Origin of the sequence: Flagellimonas olearia, from assembly GCF_009184425.1 — a bacterium.
Classification (GTDB): domain Bacteria; phylum Bacteroidota; class Bacteroidia; order Flavobacteriales; family Flavobacteriaceae; genus Flagellimonas; species Flagellimonas olearia.
The window spans coordinates 341,367-356,245 of sequence record NZ_WELG01000002.1 but is presented as its reverse complement, the minus strand read 5'-3'; the positions used below and the strand labels follow the sequence as shown (position 1 = coordinate 356,245).

General features: G+C 43.4%; 11 protein-coding genes. 8 read left to right on the top strand and 3 right to left on the bottom strand.

The genetic code is table 11. The annotated features are described in order from the left end of the window. Window positions 1-22: 22 nt before the first annotated feature. Window positions 23-2,095, bottom strand: a complete 2,073-nt coding sequence (locus F8C76_RS10960) for a M16 family metallopeptidase (RefSeq protein WP_152131759.1) — start codon at window positions 2,093-2,095, stop codon at window positions 23-25. 1 nt (window position 2,096) lies between these two features. After that, window positions 2,097-3,419 (bottom strand): M16 family metallopeptidase, encoded by a 1,323-nt coding sequence (locus tag F8C76_RS10955; RefSeq protein ID WP_152131758.1) that lies wholly within the window; start codon window positions 3,417-3,419, stop codon window positions 2,097-2,099. Between the two features lie 179 nt (window positions 3,420-3,598). On the opposite strand from F8C76_RS10955, the gene F8C76_RS10950 reads away from it, so the two are divergent. The 6 genes from F8C76_RS10950 to F8C76_RS10925 all read left to right on the top strand — a co-directional run bounded on the left by F8C76_RS10950 (window position 3,599) and on the right by F8C76_RS10925 (window position 10,929). Beyond that, entirely contained in the window at window positions 3,599-4,048 is a 450-nt protein-coding gene (locus tag F8C76_RS10950) for a DUF4199 domain-containing protein (protein WP_152131757.1), read from the top strand. Between the two features lie 101 nt (window positions 4,049-4,149). Next, window positions 4,150-4,692: a 50S ribosomal protein L21 gene (gene rplU, locus F8C76_RS10945; protein ID WP_152131756.1), complete on the top strand. Its 543-nt coding sequence runs from the start codon at window positions 4,150-4,152 to the stop codon at window positions 4,690-4,692. Window positions 4,693-4,718: 26 nt separating this feature from the next. Next, on the top strand, window positions 4,719-4,979 hold the full coding sequence (rpmA, locus tag F8C76_RS10940) for a 50S ribosomal protein L27 (protein WP_090291918.1): 261 nt from the start codon (window positions 4,719-4,721) through the stop codon (window positions 4,977-4,979). A gap of 159 nt (window positions 4,980-5,138) precedes the next feature. Continuing rightward, window positions 5,139-6,740 carry a tetratricopeptide repeat protein gene (locus F8C76_RS10935; RefSeq protein WP_152131755.1) on the top strand — a complete coding sequence of 534 codons (1,602 nt, stop codon included), beginning with the start codon at window positions 5,139-5,141 and terminating at the stop codon, window positions 6,738-6,740. A 172-nt stretch (window positions 6,741-6,912) separates the two neighbouring features. Then, window positions 6,913-9,816: a TonB-dependent receptor gene (locus F8C76_RS10930; protein WP_211372150.1), complete on the top strand. Its 2,904-nt coding sequence runs from the start codon at window positions 6,913-6,915 to the stop codon at window positions 9,814-9,816. A gap of 93 nt (window positions 9,817-9,909) precedes the next feature. Then, complete coding sequence (locus F8C76_RS10925; protein WP_152131754.1) at window positions 9,910-10,929, top strand: phytase; 1,020 nt, start codon at window positions 9,910-9,912, stop codon at window positions 10,927-10,929. 3 nt (window positions 10,930-10,932) lie between these two features. On the opposite strand, the gene F8C76_RS10920 is transcribed toward F8C76_RS10925, so the two are convergent. After that, window positions 10,933-12,045 carry a D-TA family PLP-dependent enzyme gene (locus tag F8C76_RS10920; RefSeq protein ID WP_152131753.1) on the bottom strand — a complete coding sequence of 371 codons (1,113 nt, stop codon included), beginning with the start codon at window positions 12,043-12,045 and terminating at the stop codon, window positions 10,933-10,935. A gap of 103 nt (window positions 12,046-12,148) precedes the next feature. Here F8C76_RS10920 and F8C76_RS10915 point away from each other — a divergent pair, with 103 nt between their 5' ends. Next, entirely contained in the window at window positions 12,149-12,727 is a 579-nt protein-coding gene (locus F8C76_RS10915; protein ID WP_152131752.1) for a DUF3332 domain-containing protein, read from the top strand. Between the two features lie 199 nt (window positions 12,728-12,926). Further along, a complete protein-coding gene (locus F8C76_RS10910) occupies window positions 12,927-14,822 on the top strand; it encodes a M61 family metallopeptidase (protein WP_152131751.1) in 1,896 nt (631 codons plus the stop codon). Window positions 14,823-14,879 lie beyond the last annotated feature (57 nt).

Below are 14,879 nucleotides of genomic sequence, written 5' to 3'. Positions count from 1 at the left end.
CTTTTTTAATGATTTGTCAGGATTATTTAAAGTCCTCGGGCGTTACCCCTTCATTCACCTTGATTTCCTTGACCAAGAACTCAAAATTCTGGGGACCCATTTCTTGGGTCAGTTTAAATGGAAACTTGATTCCGGATACATCTTGGTAATTGTCGTATCCCACGGTATTTTGCATTTCTTGGCCCTGAACCTCCTCTATGGAGACTTCTTGGAGCTTAAGCCCGGTTTCCGTATCATAAAAGGCCGATTTCTTATCGGTAATCTTTAATCGGTATGCTTTTCGGTCACCTACACGCTCTATCCCTTCCAAGTCAATGTTGCCAGCGGCCAGATAGTTCAGTTCTGGAAATGCTGCGGATTCTTCCTTGATCTTTTCCAATTCATCAGGGGATAGGTCTTTTCGTTGCCCTTGTACCACCATGTACCCTTTGTCTCCATCCAAAACCTGTTTCTGCATGGAATTGCCCATTACCTTTACGTCTTGCATGAATTGGTCCTTGGAGGTTTTTTTCATTTCCAGTTCCAATGTCATGCCCTGCATTACCGCTTCGGCTACCATGGCATAGGATTCAACGCCGTCCAATTTGGTCTTACCTCCTATGGCGTCAATGTATTTCTCCAAAACGGTTTCAGCAGTTACCCCTTCCGGAACAGCTTCATTATAAATGGGTTTCTCTACTTTATTGGCATACTTATCATAATAAAGTACAGGGACCTTTTTGCCCTTAAAAGAGACCTTTTCCAAGTTCTCTAGGACATCGCTTCCTTTTCCGGTGACCACAACCCGGGCATTGGAAGTGGAAAAGTGTTTCTTGGCTGCATTTTGTATATCGGCAATGGAAACCGCATCAATGCGTTCCAGGTAGGTTTTGTAAAAATCTGAAGGGAGATTTTCGGTTTCAATGTTCAATGCATAGTTGGCAATGGTCGCCGGATTTTCCAGGGCCATTACAAAGTTTCCAGCATAGAGGGCCTTGGTGTTGGTCAATTCCTCTTGGGTGACCGGCTCCTGAATCATTTTATCGATTTCTTCCAAGATCTGTACCACCGAACTGTCCGTCACCGCATTACGCACTTGGGCATAAGCATCAAAACGCATGGGGCTGTATTTGTTGTCCCTGATGCCAGAATACGATCCGTACGTGTATCCTTTGTCTTCCCGCAGATTTTGGTACAGTCTGGCCTGGGACCCCCCGCCTAAAATCCTATTGGCCAAAAGCGAGGCCAAATAATCATCATCCTTCATTTTCAAGTGGGTGATGTTTTCCGCGGCCACTTCAGATTGTACAGCGTTCGGAGTGTCCACAAAATTAATTTGGGTGTATTGCACATCCGTTGGGTCCGTATAGCTAAAGGACGGTGGCACCGCCTTGGACCATGGGGTAAAATACTGGGTGACCAGCTCTTTTACATTGTCAAACTCAACATCACCAATGACCACCAAATACGCATTGGCGGGTACAAAATAATTGCGATAGAACTGTTCCACATCGACCAAGGACACATTATTGACCGTCTCTTCGCTGGTGATTTCGCCAAAAGGATGGTTTTTGCCATAGGCAAGGGCCAATTGAACCTGATTGGCTATCGCGGAAACATCCTTTTCCTGGGATTTGAGTCCGGTTAGGATACGATCTTTCTCTTTGTCGAATTCCTCTTGGGTAAAGTTGGGGTTCAGAGATGCATCGGCCATAAGCTCCAGTATTCTTGGGAAATATTTGGAAAGTGAACTCGCAGAGGCACTTTGACTGCCTACACTGATGGAGGCTCCCAAGAAATCCACTTCTTCATAGAAATCATCCTTTGAAATGGTTTTGGACCCTTTTCCCATTAGGCTTGAAGTCAAATCGGAGACCCCAGCCTTGTCCCCTTGCAAAATAGGTGGATTGTCTATGGTCAGGTGGATGGATACTCGTGGTAATTTATGGTTTTCCACCACCATTACCTTAAGTCCGTTCATAAGCTCAAACCGGGCTGGTTCCTTCAAATTTATTTCAGGAGCAGGTCCTCTTTGAGGTTGTTTGGTACGATCTATCTGTGCATGGGATACTGCCATAAAGAGGGACAGTACCGTTAATACGATATACTTTTTCATCTTAATTGGCGTCTTTTTGTTCTGGTAAATATTCAAGTTCCACCCGTTGGTTCACTTTCAGGTATTTTTTGGCAGCTTCCCTGATTTCTTCCCGGGTAATGGATCGGTAAATGTCAATTTCAGTGTTGATGAGGTTGGTGTTGCCACGCAACAGGTGATTTTCCGCCAGCGAATTGGCAATCCCTTCAACACTACTGTTGGCACTCACAAAATTGTTCTCGAACTTGTTCTGGAGTTTTTGATAGTCTTTTTCGGAAATCAAATCCGTTTGGATTTTCAAGATTTCAGCATCAATCCCATCCTTGATGTCCTGTATGGTGTTGTCCCCAACGGGCAATCCACCTACAAGGTAGGCGCCATAATCTTCGGCATCAATGGGGAAGGAAAAAATCTGAAGGGCTTTTTTCTCTTCGTCCACCAATTTTTTGTAAAGTTTGGAACTTTCCCCGTCACTGAGGTAAGTGGATATCATGTTGATGACATAGGCATCCCTTTTAGCCTGTCCCGGAGTTCTGTAGGCCAAGAATATGGCCGGAATTTGAATGTTCGGGTCGTGATAGGTCGCCTGTTTGGTAGTGGTGATAGGAGTGTCCTCTATGTGCTTTCGTTGAATTTCCGCCCCTTTTGGGATAGGGCCAAAATAATCGGAGACCATTTTTTTGGTCTTGTTGATGTCGATATCACCAGCAATGACCAGTACGGCGTTGTTGGGCACATAAAAGGTCTTGTTGAAATTTTTGAAATCGTCCAAGGTGGCACTGGCCAAATGGTCCAAGGACCCAATGACGCCCCAACGATACGGATGCTCCACATATAGATTTTTGAGCATCTGTTCAAAAAACGCCCCATAAGGGGAATTGTCCACGCGGAGGCGCCGTTCTTCCTGGACCACCTCCTTTTGGGTATCCACACCCACTTGTCCTATGATGGGGTGCATCATCCGTTCGGATTCCAACCACAATCCGACTTCCAAGCTGTTGGAGGGGAAGGTCTCATAATAATAAGTGCGGTCCAAAAAAGTGTTCGCATTTCCCCGACCCCCATTGCTGGTCACAATTTTGTCCCATTCGCCTTTGGGAATGTTCTGGGTGCCTTCAAACAAAAGATGCTCAAAAAAATGGGCAAATCCTGTTTTTTGTGGGTCTTCGTCCTTAGATCCCACATGGTACATGACCGAAGTGGTCACAACCGGGGCAGTGTTGTCCTGATGTAGGATCACATGCAATCCGTTGTTTAGATCATACTCTTCAAAAGCTACCTCCTGTGCTGAAATGAAGTGGCCATTGACAAGTATGAAAAGTGCTGACAGCAGAAATCTTTCCATAATGTTTTATTTTATGTTGATGTAATCGATGAGGTTGGTATGGATTTTTTGATTGATGTTACGCTAAATATAGGATAAAATTTGAAAGTCAGATAAATATGACAGAAGTCTTTGGGGATAACTGTGGCATATGTCGTAAACATTCAGTAAATTAAACATCATTTCAAAACTAAAATGAGATGAAAAATTTAACACTTCCTATCCGTTATGGGATTGTCACCAGCGCCATCCTCATTGCTTATTTTTTGATTCTGTCCCTTATGGGAAAGCATACGAATGTCTTTTATAGTCTTTTCAATGGAGTAATTACCGGATTTGGCATTTATGAGACGATTAAATACACTAGGATAAGGCAGGGCAAGGGTTTTAGCTACGGGAGTGGTTTCACGGCGGGCATAACCACAGGGTTTGTTGCATCGCTATTGTTTACCATTTTCTTTGCGTTCTACGCGACTGAACTCAACAGTCATTTTTTGGATGAACTCTCCAAGGTCTGGGCCAAGGATTATAAAAATTTCCAAGGAATTGTTTTCTTCACGGTGGCCGTAATGGGTTTTGCCACCACCTTGGTTTTGACGCTATCTTTCATGCAGCTCTTCAAATCTTCCAACAATCCAAAAAAATTATAGGGGAAAAGCTTTGGATTATACTTGTGGATTAAGGATTTAGCAGTATATTTGCACCCGCTAATTTGATAAAGCGAACCTAAATTAATTTTAATTAACGCATTATGTACGCAATAGTAGAGATGGCAGGGCAGCAATTTAAAGTTGCAAAAGACCAGAAAGTGTACGTTCACCGTTTGCAGGAAGAAGAAGGGAACAAAGTCGTTTTTGACAAAGTTCTTCTTTTGGAAGATGGAGGTAACGTTACCATTGGCGCCCCAGTCATAGAAGGTGCGGCTGTTGAGGCCAAAGTTGTAAAACACCTTAAAGGTGATAAAGTGATCGTCTTTAAAAAGAAAAGACGTAAAGGATACCAAAAGAAAAATGGTCACAGACAATATTTAACTGAGATCGTTGTTGAAGGTATCGTGGCCAAAGGTGCCAAGAAAGCTGCTCCTGCCAAGGCAAAGGCTGATGAAAAACCAGCTGCCGAGCCCAAGAAAGTAGAGGCTAAAAAAGCAGCAGCTCCCAAAAAGGAAGCTCCAAAGGCAACCGAGGATTTAAGCTCCAAAACGGTAGCTGAATTGAGGGATTTGGCAAAAGCCAAGGACATTACCGGATATTCTTCCATGAAGAAAGCCGAGTTGGTCGAAGCGTTAAGCAAATAAAAGAATAGAACTAAAATTTAGATATCATGGCTCACAAGAAAGGTGTAGGTAGTTCAAAAAACGGTAGAGAATCAGAATCGAAACGCTTAGGGGTTAAGATTTTTGGTGGTCAGGCCGCTGTAGCCGGTAACATCATTGTAAGACAACGTGGTACCAAGCACAACCCTGGTGACAATGTTTATGCCGGAAAAGATCATACTTTGCATGCCAAGGTAGACGGCATTGTTAAGTTTGAAAAGAAAACTGGAGGAAAATCTTTTGTTTCCATAGAGCCTTTTCAAGCATAAGAACCACCGTTTAAAACGATTAAAATAAGGCCCCGCAAAGCGGGGCCTTATTTTTTTACCCTTCCTTCAATTTATTTTTTAATGGTTTAATAACCTAATGGTGATATGTGACCAACAGTAATTGATTTTATTGTCCCTTCTTAATTTGGGTCACGTTCCATGAAAGCAAGTTTTGGCGCCTTTTGTACATTGGTTTTTGGGGTAGTTCTTATCCAAACTCAGGGTCTTGGGCAAGAATTCCAAACCGATTTCAGCCCAACACAAACCTCCGACTCCACTTTTCTGGTACTTCAAAAAAGGTTGGAAGCTTCCAAAAAGCGTCCCGATCAACCTAGGGAAATTGTACAAAGCCACATTGGATTGGGAGAGTATTACCATGCTTTGGGATTGTATTCAGAGGCCATGGATCAATACAATGGTGCTTTGGAACAAATGGGGACCGCCCTTTCGGATACGCTCTATATCACACTGAACAACAACATTGGAAGAGTGTATCTCTCCCTAAACAATTTTGAACTGGCCGAGCAACATTTTACAGATACCATGAACCGCTCCTTGGAACTTACCTATAGTATGGGCCAGGCCAATTCCATGGCCCTTTTGGGTGCTTGCTATGAAAAGCAGGGAGAATATGACAAGGCCTTGGCCTACCAGAAAGAAAGCCTTTTGCTGTTTGAACAGCTAGGGGATAGGTATGGCGTGGCCATTACCAATGAGAATATCGGCAGCATTTATGAGGATTTGGAACAGTTTGATGTGGCCCATCAATATTTTGATAAATCATACGGCTACGTGAAGGGTTCCGAAACGATGGAGGAGGTAAACGTACTCAATAATCTGGGGGATTCCTTTCGGAAAACGGGGGACTATGATTCGGCATTGACACATACCCAAAAGGCCTTGAAGATTGCGCAAAAACTCAACGACCTCCATCAGTTGGAAAGTGCCCATAAAGATCTTTCCAAGACCTATGCACTCATGGGGAATTTTGAAAAGGCCCACGCGGAACTGATACAATCGGAAAGGTACAGCAGTGCCATGCTCATGGCTCAAAACACCAATCAACTCAATGTGCTGCAAACCATTTACGAGACCAATAAAAAAGAGGCCGAAATACAGTTGTTGAAGGAGCAGAACAAAGTAAGTGCGGCCAATCAGAACCTATTATGGGTGGCCTTGTTTGCCATTGCCGCCATTCTTACGATCCTATACAACTATCTGGGCAGAAAGCGAAAGGCCAAAATAAAGATACAGGAATACAAGCAGCGGATGCTCAAGGCCGAACTGGACAAAAAAGCCATAGAGGAAAGGAATTTGCAACGCGAAGTACAGCTAAAGACCGCATCCCTGTCCCGTTATAGCCTACACCTGTCTCAGAAGAACAAAATCTTACTTGATTTGGCCAATACGTTGAGAAACATTGCTTCGCGAAGGAATATGGACACTTCGGAGAAAATTAAAGCCTTGGTTAAGGAAATCGATTTTAACCTGCAGCAGGAGCACGAGTGGGATGAGTTCATGAATTTTTTCAAGGAGATTCACCCAGAGTTTATCAAAAAACTCTCAACCATGTCACAAGACAACCTTTCCCCGGCGGAGCTACGGTTGGGGATGTTGCTGAGATTGAACCTGACGTCCAAGGAAATCGCATCCATCTTACGGGTTACCCCGGATAGTGTTCGGGTGGCTCGCCATAGACTTCGGAAAAAACTTCCCATAGACCAAAAAGAAGAACTGGTAAACTTTATGATAGAACTTTGACCCCCTTTTTTGTGCCATTTTTTAGAAAAGGTTAGCCCCATGTAAAAAAAATGTAATTGTTGCCTTCTTGTTTCCGCAGTTTTAGAGATTTGTTTCCTTTTTGTTTCCCTTTAATTTAAACCTTAATAAGTTGATATACATAGTTTTGGAATGCATACTAACGTAAACCAAAATGAAATCAATGAACTTGAAAAAACTACTTTTTGTAACGCTTTTTTTGATGCTCGGACTCGTGAACGCCCAAGCACAGACAGGCAATATACAAGGAACCATTACCGATGAAAACGGAATTTACGTTCCCGGGGCGAATGTATATATTGAATCCCTATCCAAGGGAGCTATCACTGACTTTGACGGAAGATTTACCTTGGTGGGAATAGCTGCGGGGACCTATACCCTGAATATTTCTTACTTGGGCTATGCTGATGTGGAGCAAGAGGTTACTGTTTCCAGCGGACAAACTACCGCAGTGAGTGTTGTGCTCAACCCTTCCAATGTGGAATTGGACGAAGTTCAGGTAAGTGCCTATGGTCTTAGTGGGCAGGCAAAAGCCCTGAATACCCAAAAAACCAATTTGAACATTACCAATGTGGTCTCCACGGACCAAATTGGAAAATTTCCCGATGCCAATATTGGGGATGCCGTAAAACGGATTCCTGGAATCACCATGCAGGTGGACCAAGGGGAAGCCCGTAACATTATTGTTCGTGGTCTGTCGCCCCAACTAAACTCCGTGACCCTGAACGGTAGCCGGATTCCTTCCGCGGAAGCGGATAACCGAAATATTCAGATGGACTTGATTCCTTCGGATATGATCCAAACCATTGAGGTGAACAAGGCGGTTACCCCGGATATGGATGCCGATGCCTTGGGGGGTTCGGTAAACTTGGTTACCAGAACCGCTCCACAAGGGTTTCGGGTTTCAGCTACGGCCGGATCGGGAGTCAACTTTATTACCGATAAAAGAATTTGGAACGGATCTATCTTGGTGGGAGACCGTACCAACGACGGAAAATTCGGGTACATGTTTTCTGCAACCATCAACGACAATGATTTTGGTTCAGATGACATTGAAGCCGAATGGACCGATGAGTTTGAATACAATACTGGTGAAGAGGATGACGAAGGGGAGCCCATTTTGGAGGAAGTGGATGTGGATCCCTACACCAATGTAACCGAACAACGTACCTATTTGGTACAACGGGTAAGAAGGAGCTTTGCGGCCAATTTTGATTTTCAGATCAACCCAGAAAATAATATCTATCTAAAAACCATGTACAACTGGCGAGATGATAGGGAAAGCCGTTTTAGATTGGAGCAGGAGATTTTGGATGGAGAAGACATTGAAGCTGGGGATTTTACCATTTCCAATGGTATGCTTACACGTTTCCCTGCAGAGATCAAAAGACAGACCAAAGGTGGTGTTGCCGGAGGGCGTAACAAGAACAGACGTTTGGAGGATCAGCGGATGCAAAATTATACTTTGGGAGGTAACCATTTGTTGGGATCTTTGAAGATGGATTGGATGGGGTCTTATGCCAAGGCTTCAGAGGAACGTTTGAACGAGCGTTACGCGGAGTACGAATCCGAATATATCGTGAACAATGATAACAGCAACCCCAGATATCCCATAATGACCGCTGCCAACGCATCCGATTTTAACGATTTGGGCAACTTTGAGTTTGGTGAGATCACCAACGAAAATCAATATACCGAAGAAGAAGACATGAACTTCTTTGTCAATTTTGAATTGCCCGCCAATATTTTTGGCCAAGGGGATGGATTTATAAAGTTTGGTGCAAGGGGTAGGTTCAAGACCAAGGAAAGAAACAATGATTTCTTTGAATACGATTTGGAGGACGACTTTCCAACCTTGTTGGATGTCCCCACTAAAGATTATACCGATCCAGAGTATTTGGCAGGTGAAAAATACCAGGCAGGTAACTTTGCCAGTGCGGAATGGATAGGCTCTTTAAACCTGAACAGTTCCAATGGGGAAGCCGTTCCCGATGAATTTTTGCCAGGTAATTTTAAAGTGAAGGAGAATGTGTTTGGGGCCTATGCCATGATGAACCAAAGACTTTCCGATAAATTGAGCGTGTTGGCCGGTGTTAGGGTAGAAAGCACCAAATTGGAATCTGATGGTAACCGGGTCATCTACATTGAGGAAGATGAGGATGCCGGTATTGAAGAGGGCATTGAAGTGGAAAAGGTTTCGGATGAAAACACCTATACCAATGTGTTACCGGGCGTTCACTTTAAATATGATGTAACCAATAATACCATTCTAAGGTTTGCATGGACCAATACCTTGGCTAGACCCAACTATGTTGATTTGATCCCAAGGGCAGAGATAGTAAACGAAGATGCAGAAGTCATTGTTGGGAATCCAGAGTTGGATCCCACAACGTCCATGAACTTTGATTTGAATGCCGAGCATTATTTTGAAAGCGTTGGAATTGTTTCGGGCGGACTCTTCTATAAAAGGATAAACGACTTTATTTACACCTTCATCACGGAATCTGAGGATGATACCTTTGGTGCTGGAACCACAGGGTACGATATTTTCCAGCCCTTGAACGGGGATTCTGCATCCATTTTTGGAGCTGAGGTATCTTTCCAGAGACAATTGGATTTCTTGCCCGGGTTTGCACGTAATTTCAGCATTTATTTAAACTATACCTACTTGACCTCAAGTGCCGATGGTATCCGTAACGAAGATGGGGACGAACGTACCGATTTGGACTTGCCCAACACCGCTCCGAACATGTTCAACGGTTCATTGGGGTATGCAGATAAACGTTTCAGCGCAAGGCTTTCTGCTAATTTCTCGGATTCGTATGTAGATGAAATTGGGGGAAATGCTTTTGAGGACAGGTATTATGACACCCAGTTTTTTCTGGATTTCAATGCCAGCTATGCCGTCAATAAAAACCTGAGGATCTATACCGATGTAAACAACATCACCAATCAACCCCTGCGTTATTTCCAAAGTGTAAAGGACCGTACGCAGCAAGCGGAGTTCTATGATATCCGTTTCACTTTCGGGTTGAAGTACGATTTGTTCAAAAAGTAATTCAGCAGCTAGTATTTTGAACAATGTCATGCCGAGTGCCTGCCCTATTTGGGCAGGTACTCCAACTGACGAACCCTTTTTAAAACTATTTTTATGAAAAAAATCTATATCCCTTTTATATTGGTGCTAGGCATGGTCTCCTGTAAAAAAGGGAGTAAGCTTCCAGCCATAGCACCGGACATTATTACTGAAAAGACACCAAATGACACGGATGATCCTGCCATTTGGATCAATCCAGAAGATGCCTCAAAAAGTATTGTTTTCGGAACCGATAAGGAGACCAATGGAGGCGTTTATGCCTTTGACCTCAATGGAAAGATCATTGAGGAAAAGTCCATCAAAAATATCCAAAGACCCAACAATGTGGATGTGGAATATGGTTTTCAATTGAATGATTCCGTTGCCGTGGACATAATTGCTTTCACAGAAAGGGAAAAACAACAAATAAGATTGTTTTCTGTACCGGATATGAAGCCGCTGGATGGTGGTGGGTTTCCCGTTTTTGAAGATGAGACTGAGGTGGAACAACGTTTGGCCATGGGCATCAGTTTGTACAAATCACCAAAAGATTCATCTGTATATGCCATTGTTGGTAGAAAAACTGGGCCAAGCGGCACATACTTGTACCAATATAAATTTGAATCGGATAGCACGGGAGTTTTAGCCCAATTGGTGCGCAAGTTCGGAAGCTTTACGGGAGGAAAGGAAATTGAGGCCATTGCCGTGGACAATGAAATGGGCTACGTATATTATTCCGATGAGGGCGAATGCGTTAAAAAGTATTACGCAGAACCCAGTATGGGCAACGAAGAATTGGCCTGCTTTGGTGGAGAACACTTTTTGGAAGATATCGAGGGAATTGCCATTGCAAGGTACCCCAACGGGGAAGGGTATATTATTGTATCTGACCAGCAACGTGGACAGTTCAATATCTTCTCCAGAAAGGACAATAGCTTTATTAAGGCCGTAAACCTATCCACCACAGAAACCGATGGTTGTGATGTGGTTACCGTGCCGTTGAACGATACCTTTCCAAATGGTCTTTTTGCTGCAATGAACGACCAAAAAGACTTCTATTTTTACGATTTGGACAAAGCGTTGGACCTGGAATAAAATTCAAATGGTAAGTCTTCTTTTTCGAGCGGTAATCTCCCAAGTGTCGATTTTTTTGCCGTTTTCGATTACGGAAACTTCATCATGAAGGTTAACGGTAGGACAAATGTGGTAGGGGATGCCGTAAAGGACATCACCTATGTTTAGGGCGTCCCAATCCGCTACTTTGATCACACCATGCTCCTCACTTTGTGAAAGCAGTTGGTAATCCTCAAGATTGAGGAATTGTATCCGTTTGTCAACGGGGTTTTCCGCGGCCACGGATTTATGCCCCATATCCACGGTAACAATGCCTTCGGTGGGTTTGGAGATAACACGGGTCACCACTAGGGCCGCATGCTTAAAGTTTTGTTCCGTTAATTTTTCCCCATATCCCCAGTCCCACAGCACGCAGGTGCCCGGACTGGTAATCCTTTTTTCTTCCATACGATGTGAGGTGAAGGAGGGCGTTCCTCCGCAAATCATTCTTAGGTTTGGATGGGTGTTTTTCAAGGTGTCGAAGTAGTCGGTGACAGATTCCAGCCCCTGTTCAATTTTTTGATTCCTTTCTGAAAACTCAGGGTCGCGAAGATGCCCATCGTACACATGGAATCCTTCAAACTGTAGGGATTTGCATTCATCCAAAAAGGCTATCAAGGTATCGAGCTCTTCTCCTATTTTGATTCCGGAGCGGTTCATCCCGTTATTGATGTCAATATAAATTGGAGTGGTCAAACCTTTGGCCTTGGCCTTTTCATTCAACAATTTGGCCGTAGGCACAGCATCAATCAGTGTGGCAAAACGGGTAGTAGGAAAATGGGCGGTCAATTCAAGGAAACGGTCCACTTTGGGTCCTACCAGTTGATGGGCAATCAGAACAAAATCAGCACCCGCCTCTGCGGCAATTTCCGCTTCCGCAATGGTGGAAGCCTTGAAGTTGGAAATACCGGCATCCAACAATCGCTCCATGACCTTGGGCATTTTATTGGTCTTGATGTGGGGCATCAAACGATTGGTGTCCCCATGGACCAAGGAAAGCATTTCTTTGATATTGAATTGTAAATGGTCTACATATAAAGCAATTGACGGCGAATCTACCGTATCCACATTTTTGATCTCATACCAATTTTGGGCCATTTTCCTAATAGTTTGAATTGGGAAACAAGGTACTGATTTATGACTGAAGGGAAGTTGAATTCTTTTTGTAGCTTTAAATACATTAACCATAAATCTTCATATCATGAGAAAAGTTATCAGTTGTTTGTTATTGTCCTCTGCCATTTTGTTTTCAAGCTGTTTGGGGTCGTTCAAGGCCTTCAATAATTTGAAAGATTGGAACCAAGGTGCCACAAACAGTAAGTTTTTGGACAATTTAATTTTTTGGGGATTGAACATTGTGCCAGTGTATGGATTGTTCTTTCTTGGGGATGCCATAATCTTCAACGTGATCGAGTTTTGGTCTGGATCTAATCCCATAGCCATGAAGCCCGGAGAGTCCGAGACCCAAATGGTAGAGCATGATGGCAATACCTTTGAAATGGTGGCCACCCAAAACAGGGTTCAGATTACTGTGGTGGAAGGCCCCAAAAAAGGCAAGAAATTGGATTTGGTGTACAAGCCCGATGAGAAATCGTGGAACGCGGTTCGCCCCAATGGAGAGATTATAAAACTATCTTCTTTCGAGGAAGGGTTCTACATTGTGTATATGCCCAATGGGGAGCAAATCAAAATCGATCCCATGAGCACCAGAGAGGAAGGGTTGGCCATTCTCCAAGAAAGCAAGACCTGTTATTATTCGGAAAGCCTGCTGGCAGATTAATAACAAAGCACTTCATAAAAAAAGCCATGGCAACGACCATGGTTTTTTTGTTGGTAAAACTTTCAAAATACTCCAAAACGAGGATTTTTGTCTGGAAAATGTTTTTATCTGTAACAAATCAACTATTTCCATGACCTATTGTCGTTGGAAATATTTTAACCATATATTAGTCGGCATAATCAAAAACATTCAGTAAATCATGATAAAAAAATTAGCCTTACATGCTTTGGTGCTCGCAACGGTTTTTTCTTGCGGTGTCAAAAATCAAACCAACGATCTAGCCACGGATACCCCCATAATGACGTCCTTGGATTTGGTCAATATTCAAGATGACAAAGTAAATGTAGTGATCAATCCAGGGAGGTTTATCCAGGATACGGTTACCTACAGATTGCCCAGAGTGGTTCAGGGAACCTATGCCGTATCCGACTTTGGTAGATACATAGAGAATATCAAGGCCTTTGATTATGAGGGCAATGCCATGCCGATCAACCAAGTGGATACCAATACTTGGACCTTTGCCAACGCCAAGAATCTGGATAGGATAGAATATGCCGTGAATGATACTTTTGACCAGGAAGAGCAAGGAGGAATCGGCGACGAAGTTCCTTTTTCACCTTCGGGAACCAACATAGAGCCCAAGCAGGTGATGTTAAACCTGCACGGGTTCGTAGGGTATTTTGATGCCCTAAAACAGAATGCCTACCAGATTGACATTAAATCCCCTTCGAGTTTCAAGTATACTTCCCCCCTCACGGAGATAAAATCGACCCAGAGCGAGGATGGTGCCATCAAACATTCAGTGTTCCTCGCCAATCGATATTTTGAGGTAACGGACAATCCCATGATGTATGGTGAGACCGAGGTTGAAGAGTTCATGGTAGGCAATATCAAGATTGTATTGAGTGTTTTCTCTCCCAATGGAGTACACAAAGCTTCGGAAATCAAAGAAATTATGGCGGAGATGATGCAGGCCCAAAAACAATACCTGGGAGATTTGAACAGTACCCCGAGGTATGACATCCTACTGTATTTGTCCGATACGCAGAAACCAGATTCCCCAAAAGGTTTTGGAGCTTTGGAACACCATACTTCCACGGTGGTAGTATTGCCGGAACAAATGGATCCAGAAGCATTGGCAGAATCTATGATCGATGTCGTGGCCCACGAATTCTTCCATATAGTCACACCACTTTCGGTACATTCTGAAGATGTGCATTATTTTGACTACAACAACCCAACGTTCAGTAAGCACTTATGGCTATACGAAGGAGTCACAGAATATTTTGCGCAACATTTTCAGGTGTATGAAGGCTTGATAGACCCGGCTGAGTTTTATGTGAGGACCACTGAAAAGATAAATACTTCAAGGTCCAATTACGATGACGCTATGAGTTTTACCCAAATGAGTGAGAACATTTTGGAGGACCCATATAAAGACAACTACGCAAATGTGTATATGAAAGGGGCGTTGATCGGTATGTGTGTGGACATTTTAATGCGTGAAAATAGCGATGGCCAGCGTAGCCTACGCTCGTTATTGGGAGAGTTGTCCGTTAAATACGGTAAGGACAAACCGTTTGAAGATGATGCCCTTATTACTGAGATTACCGCAATGACCTATCCTGCGGTAGGCGAGTTTTTAAACACCCATGTGGTAGGTAATACACCTATAGATTATGGCCAAATGTTGGATAAGGTTGGATTGTATTTCGCTGAGGCGGAAGTGGAGACCAACTACATTCAAAATGCAGGCGAATTGATCTTATCCGCAGACCCTGCAAGGGGAGGCGTCAAGTTCAATGACCTTGTGATGAACAACAGTTTTTGGAAAGATAAAGGGGTACAGCCCAATGACTTTATAAAATCCATCAATGGAACGGAAGTTAGCTTGGCCAATGCCAACCAGATTTTAGCGGAAGTATATGCATGGAGCTCTGGCAAAGCCATACAAGTGGAATTATTACGGGGAGATGGGGAAATTCTCATTGATACCACAACAACACCCACATATACCAAAGCGGTTACCCTATTGGAAAACCCGGAGGCAACAGAAGCCCAAAAAGAATTGCGAAAAGCTTGGCTGAAAGGCTAGGTCTAAGTTTTACCAAATAAAAAAGGCCCCGATCATGATCGGGGCCTTTTTATTTAT

Bases quoted from the DNA above. Each gene is read 5' to 3' on its own strand.
- F8C76_RS10920 (WP_152131753.1), bottom strand. From the start codon at position 12,045: ATGGCCCAAAATTGGTATGAGATCAAAAATGTGGATACGGTAGATTCG.
- F8C76_RS10925 (WP_152131754.1), top strand. From the start codon at position 9,910: ATGAAAAAAATCTATATCCCTTTTATATTGGTGCTAGGCATGGTCTCC.
- F8C76_RS10935 (WP_152131755.1), top strand. From the start codon at position 5,139: ATGAAAGCAAGTTTTGGCGCCTTTTGTACATTGGTTTTTGGGGTAGTT.
- F8C76_RS10950 (WP_152131757.1), top strand. From the start codon at position 3,599: ATGAAAAATTTAACACTTCCTATCCGTTATGGGATTGTCACCAGCGCC.
- F8C76_RS10960 (WP_152131759.1), bottom strand. From the start codon at position 2,095: ATGAAAAAGTATATCGTATTAACGGTACTGTCCCTCTTTATGGCAGTA.
- F8C76_RS10930 (WP_211372150.1), top strand. From the start codon at position 6,913: ATGAAATCAATGAACTTGAAAAAACTACTTTTTGTAACGCTTTTTTTG.
- rpmA (WP_090291918.1), top strand. From the start codon at position 4,719: ATGGCTCACAAGAAAGGTGTAGGTAGTTCAAAAAACGGTAGAGAATCA.
- F8C76_RS10910 (WP_152131751.1), top strand. From the start codon at position 12,927: ATGATAAAAAAATTAGCCTTACATGCTTTGGTGCTCGCAACGGTTTTT.
- rplU (WP_152131756.1), top strand. From the start codon at position 4,150: ATGTACGCAATAGTAGAGATGGCAGGGCAGCAATTTAAAGTTGCAAAA.
- F8C76_RS10915 (WP_152131752.1), top strand. From the start codon at position 12,149: ATGAGAAAAGTTATCAGTTGTTTGTTATTGTCCTCTGCCATTTTGTTT.
- F8C76_RS10955 (WP_152131758.1), bottom strand. From the start codon at position 3,419: ATGGAAAGATTTCTGCTGTCAGCACTTTTCATACTTGTCAATGGCCAC.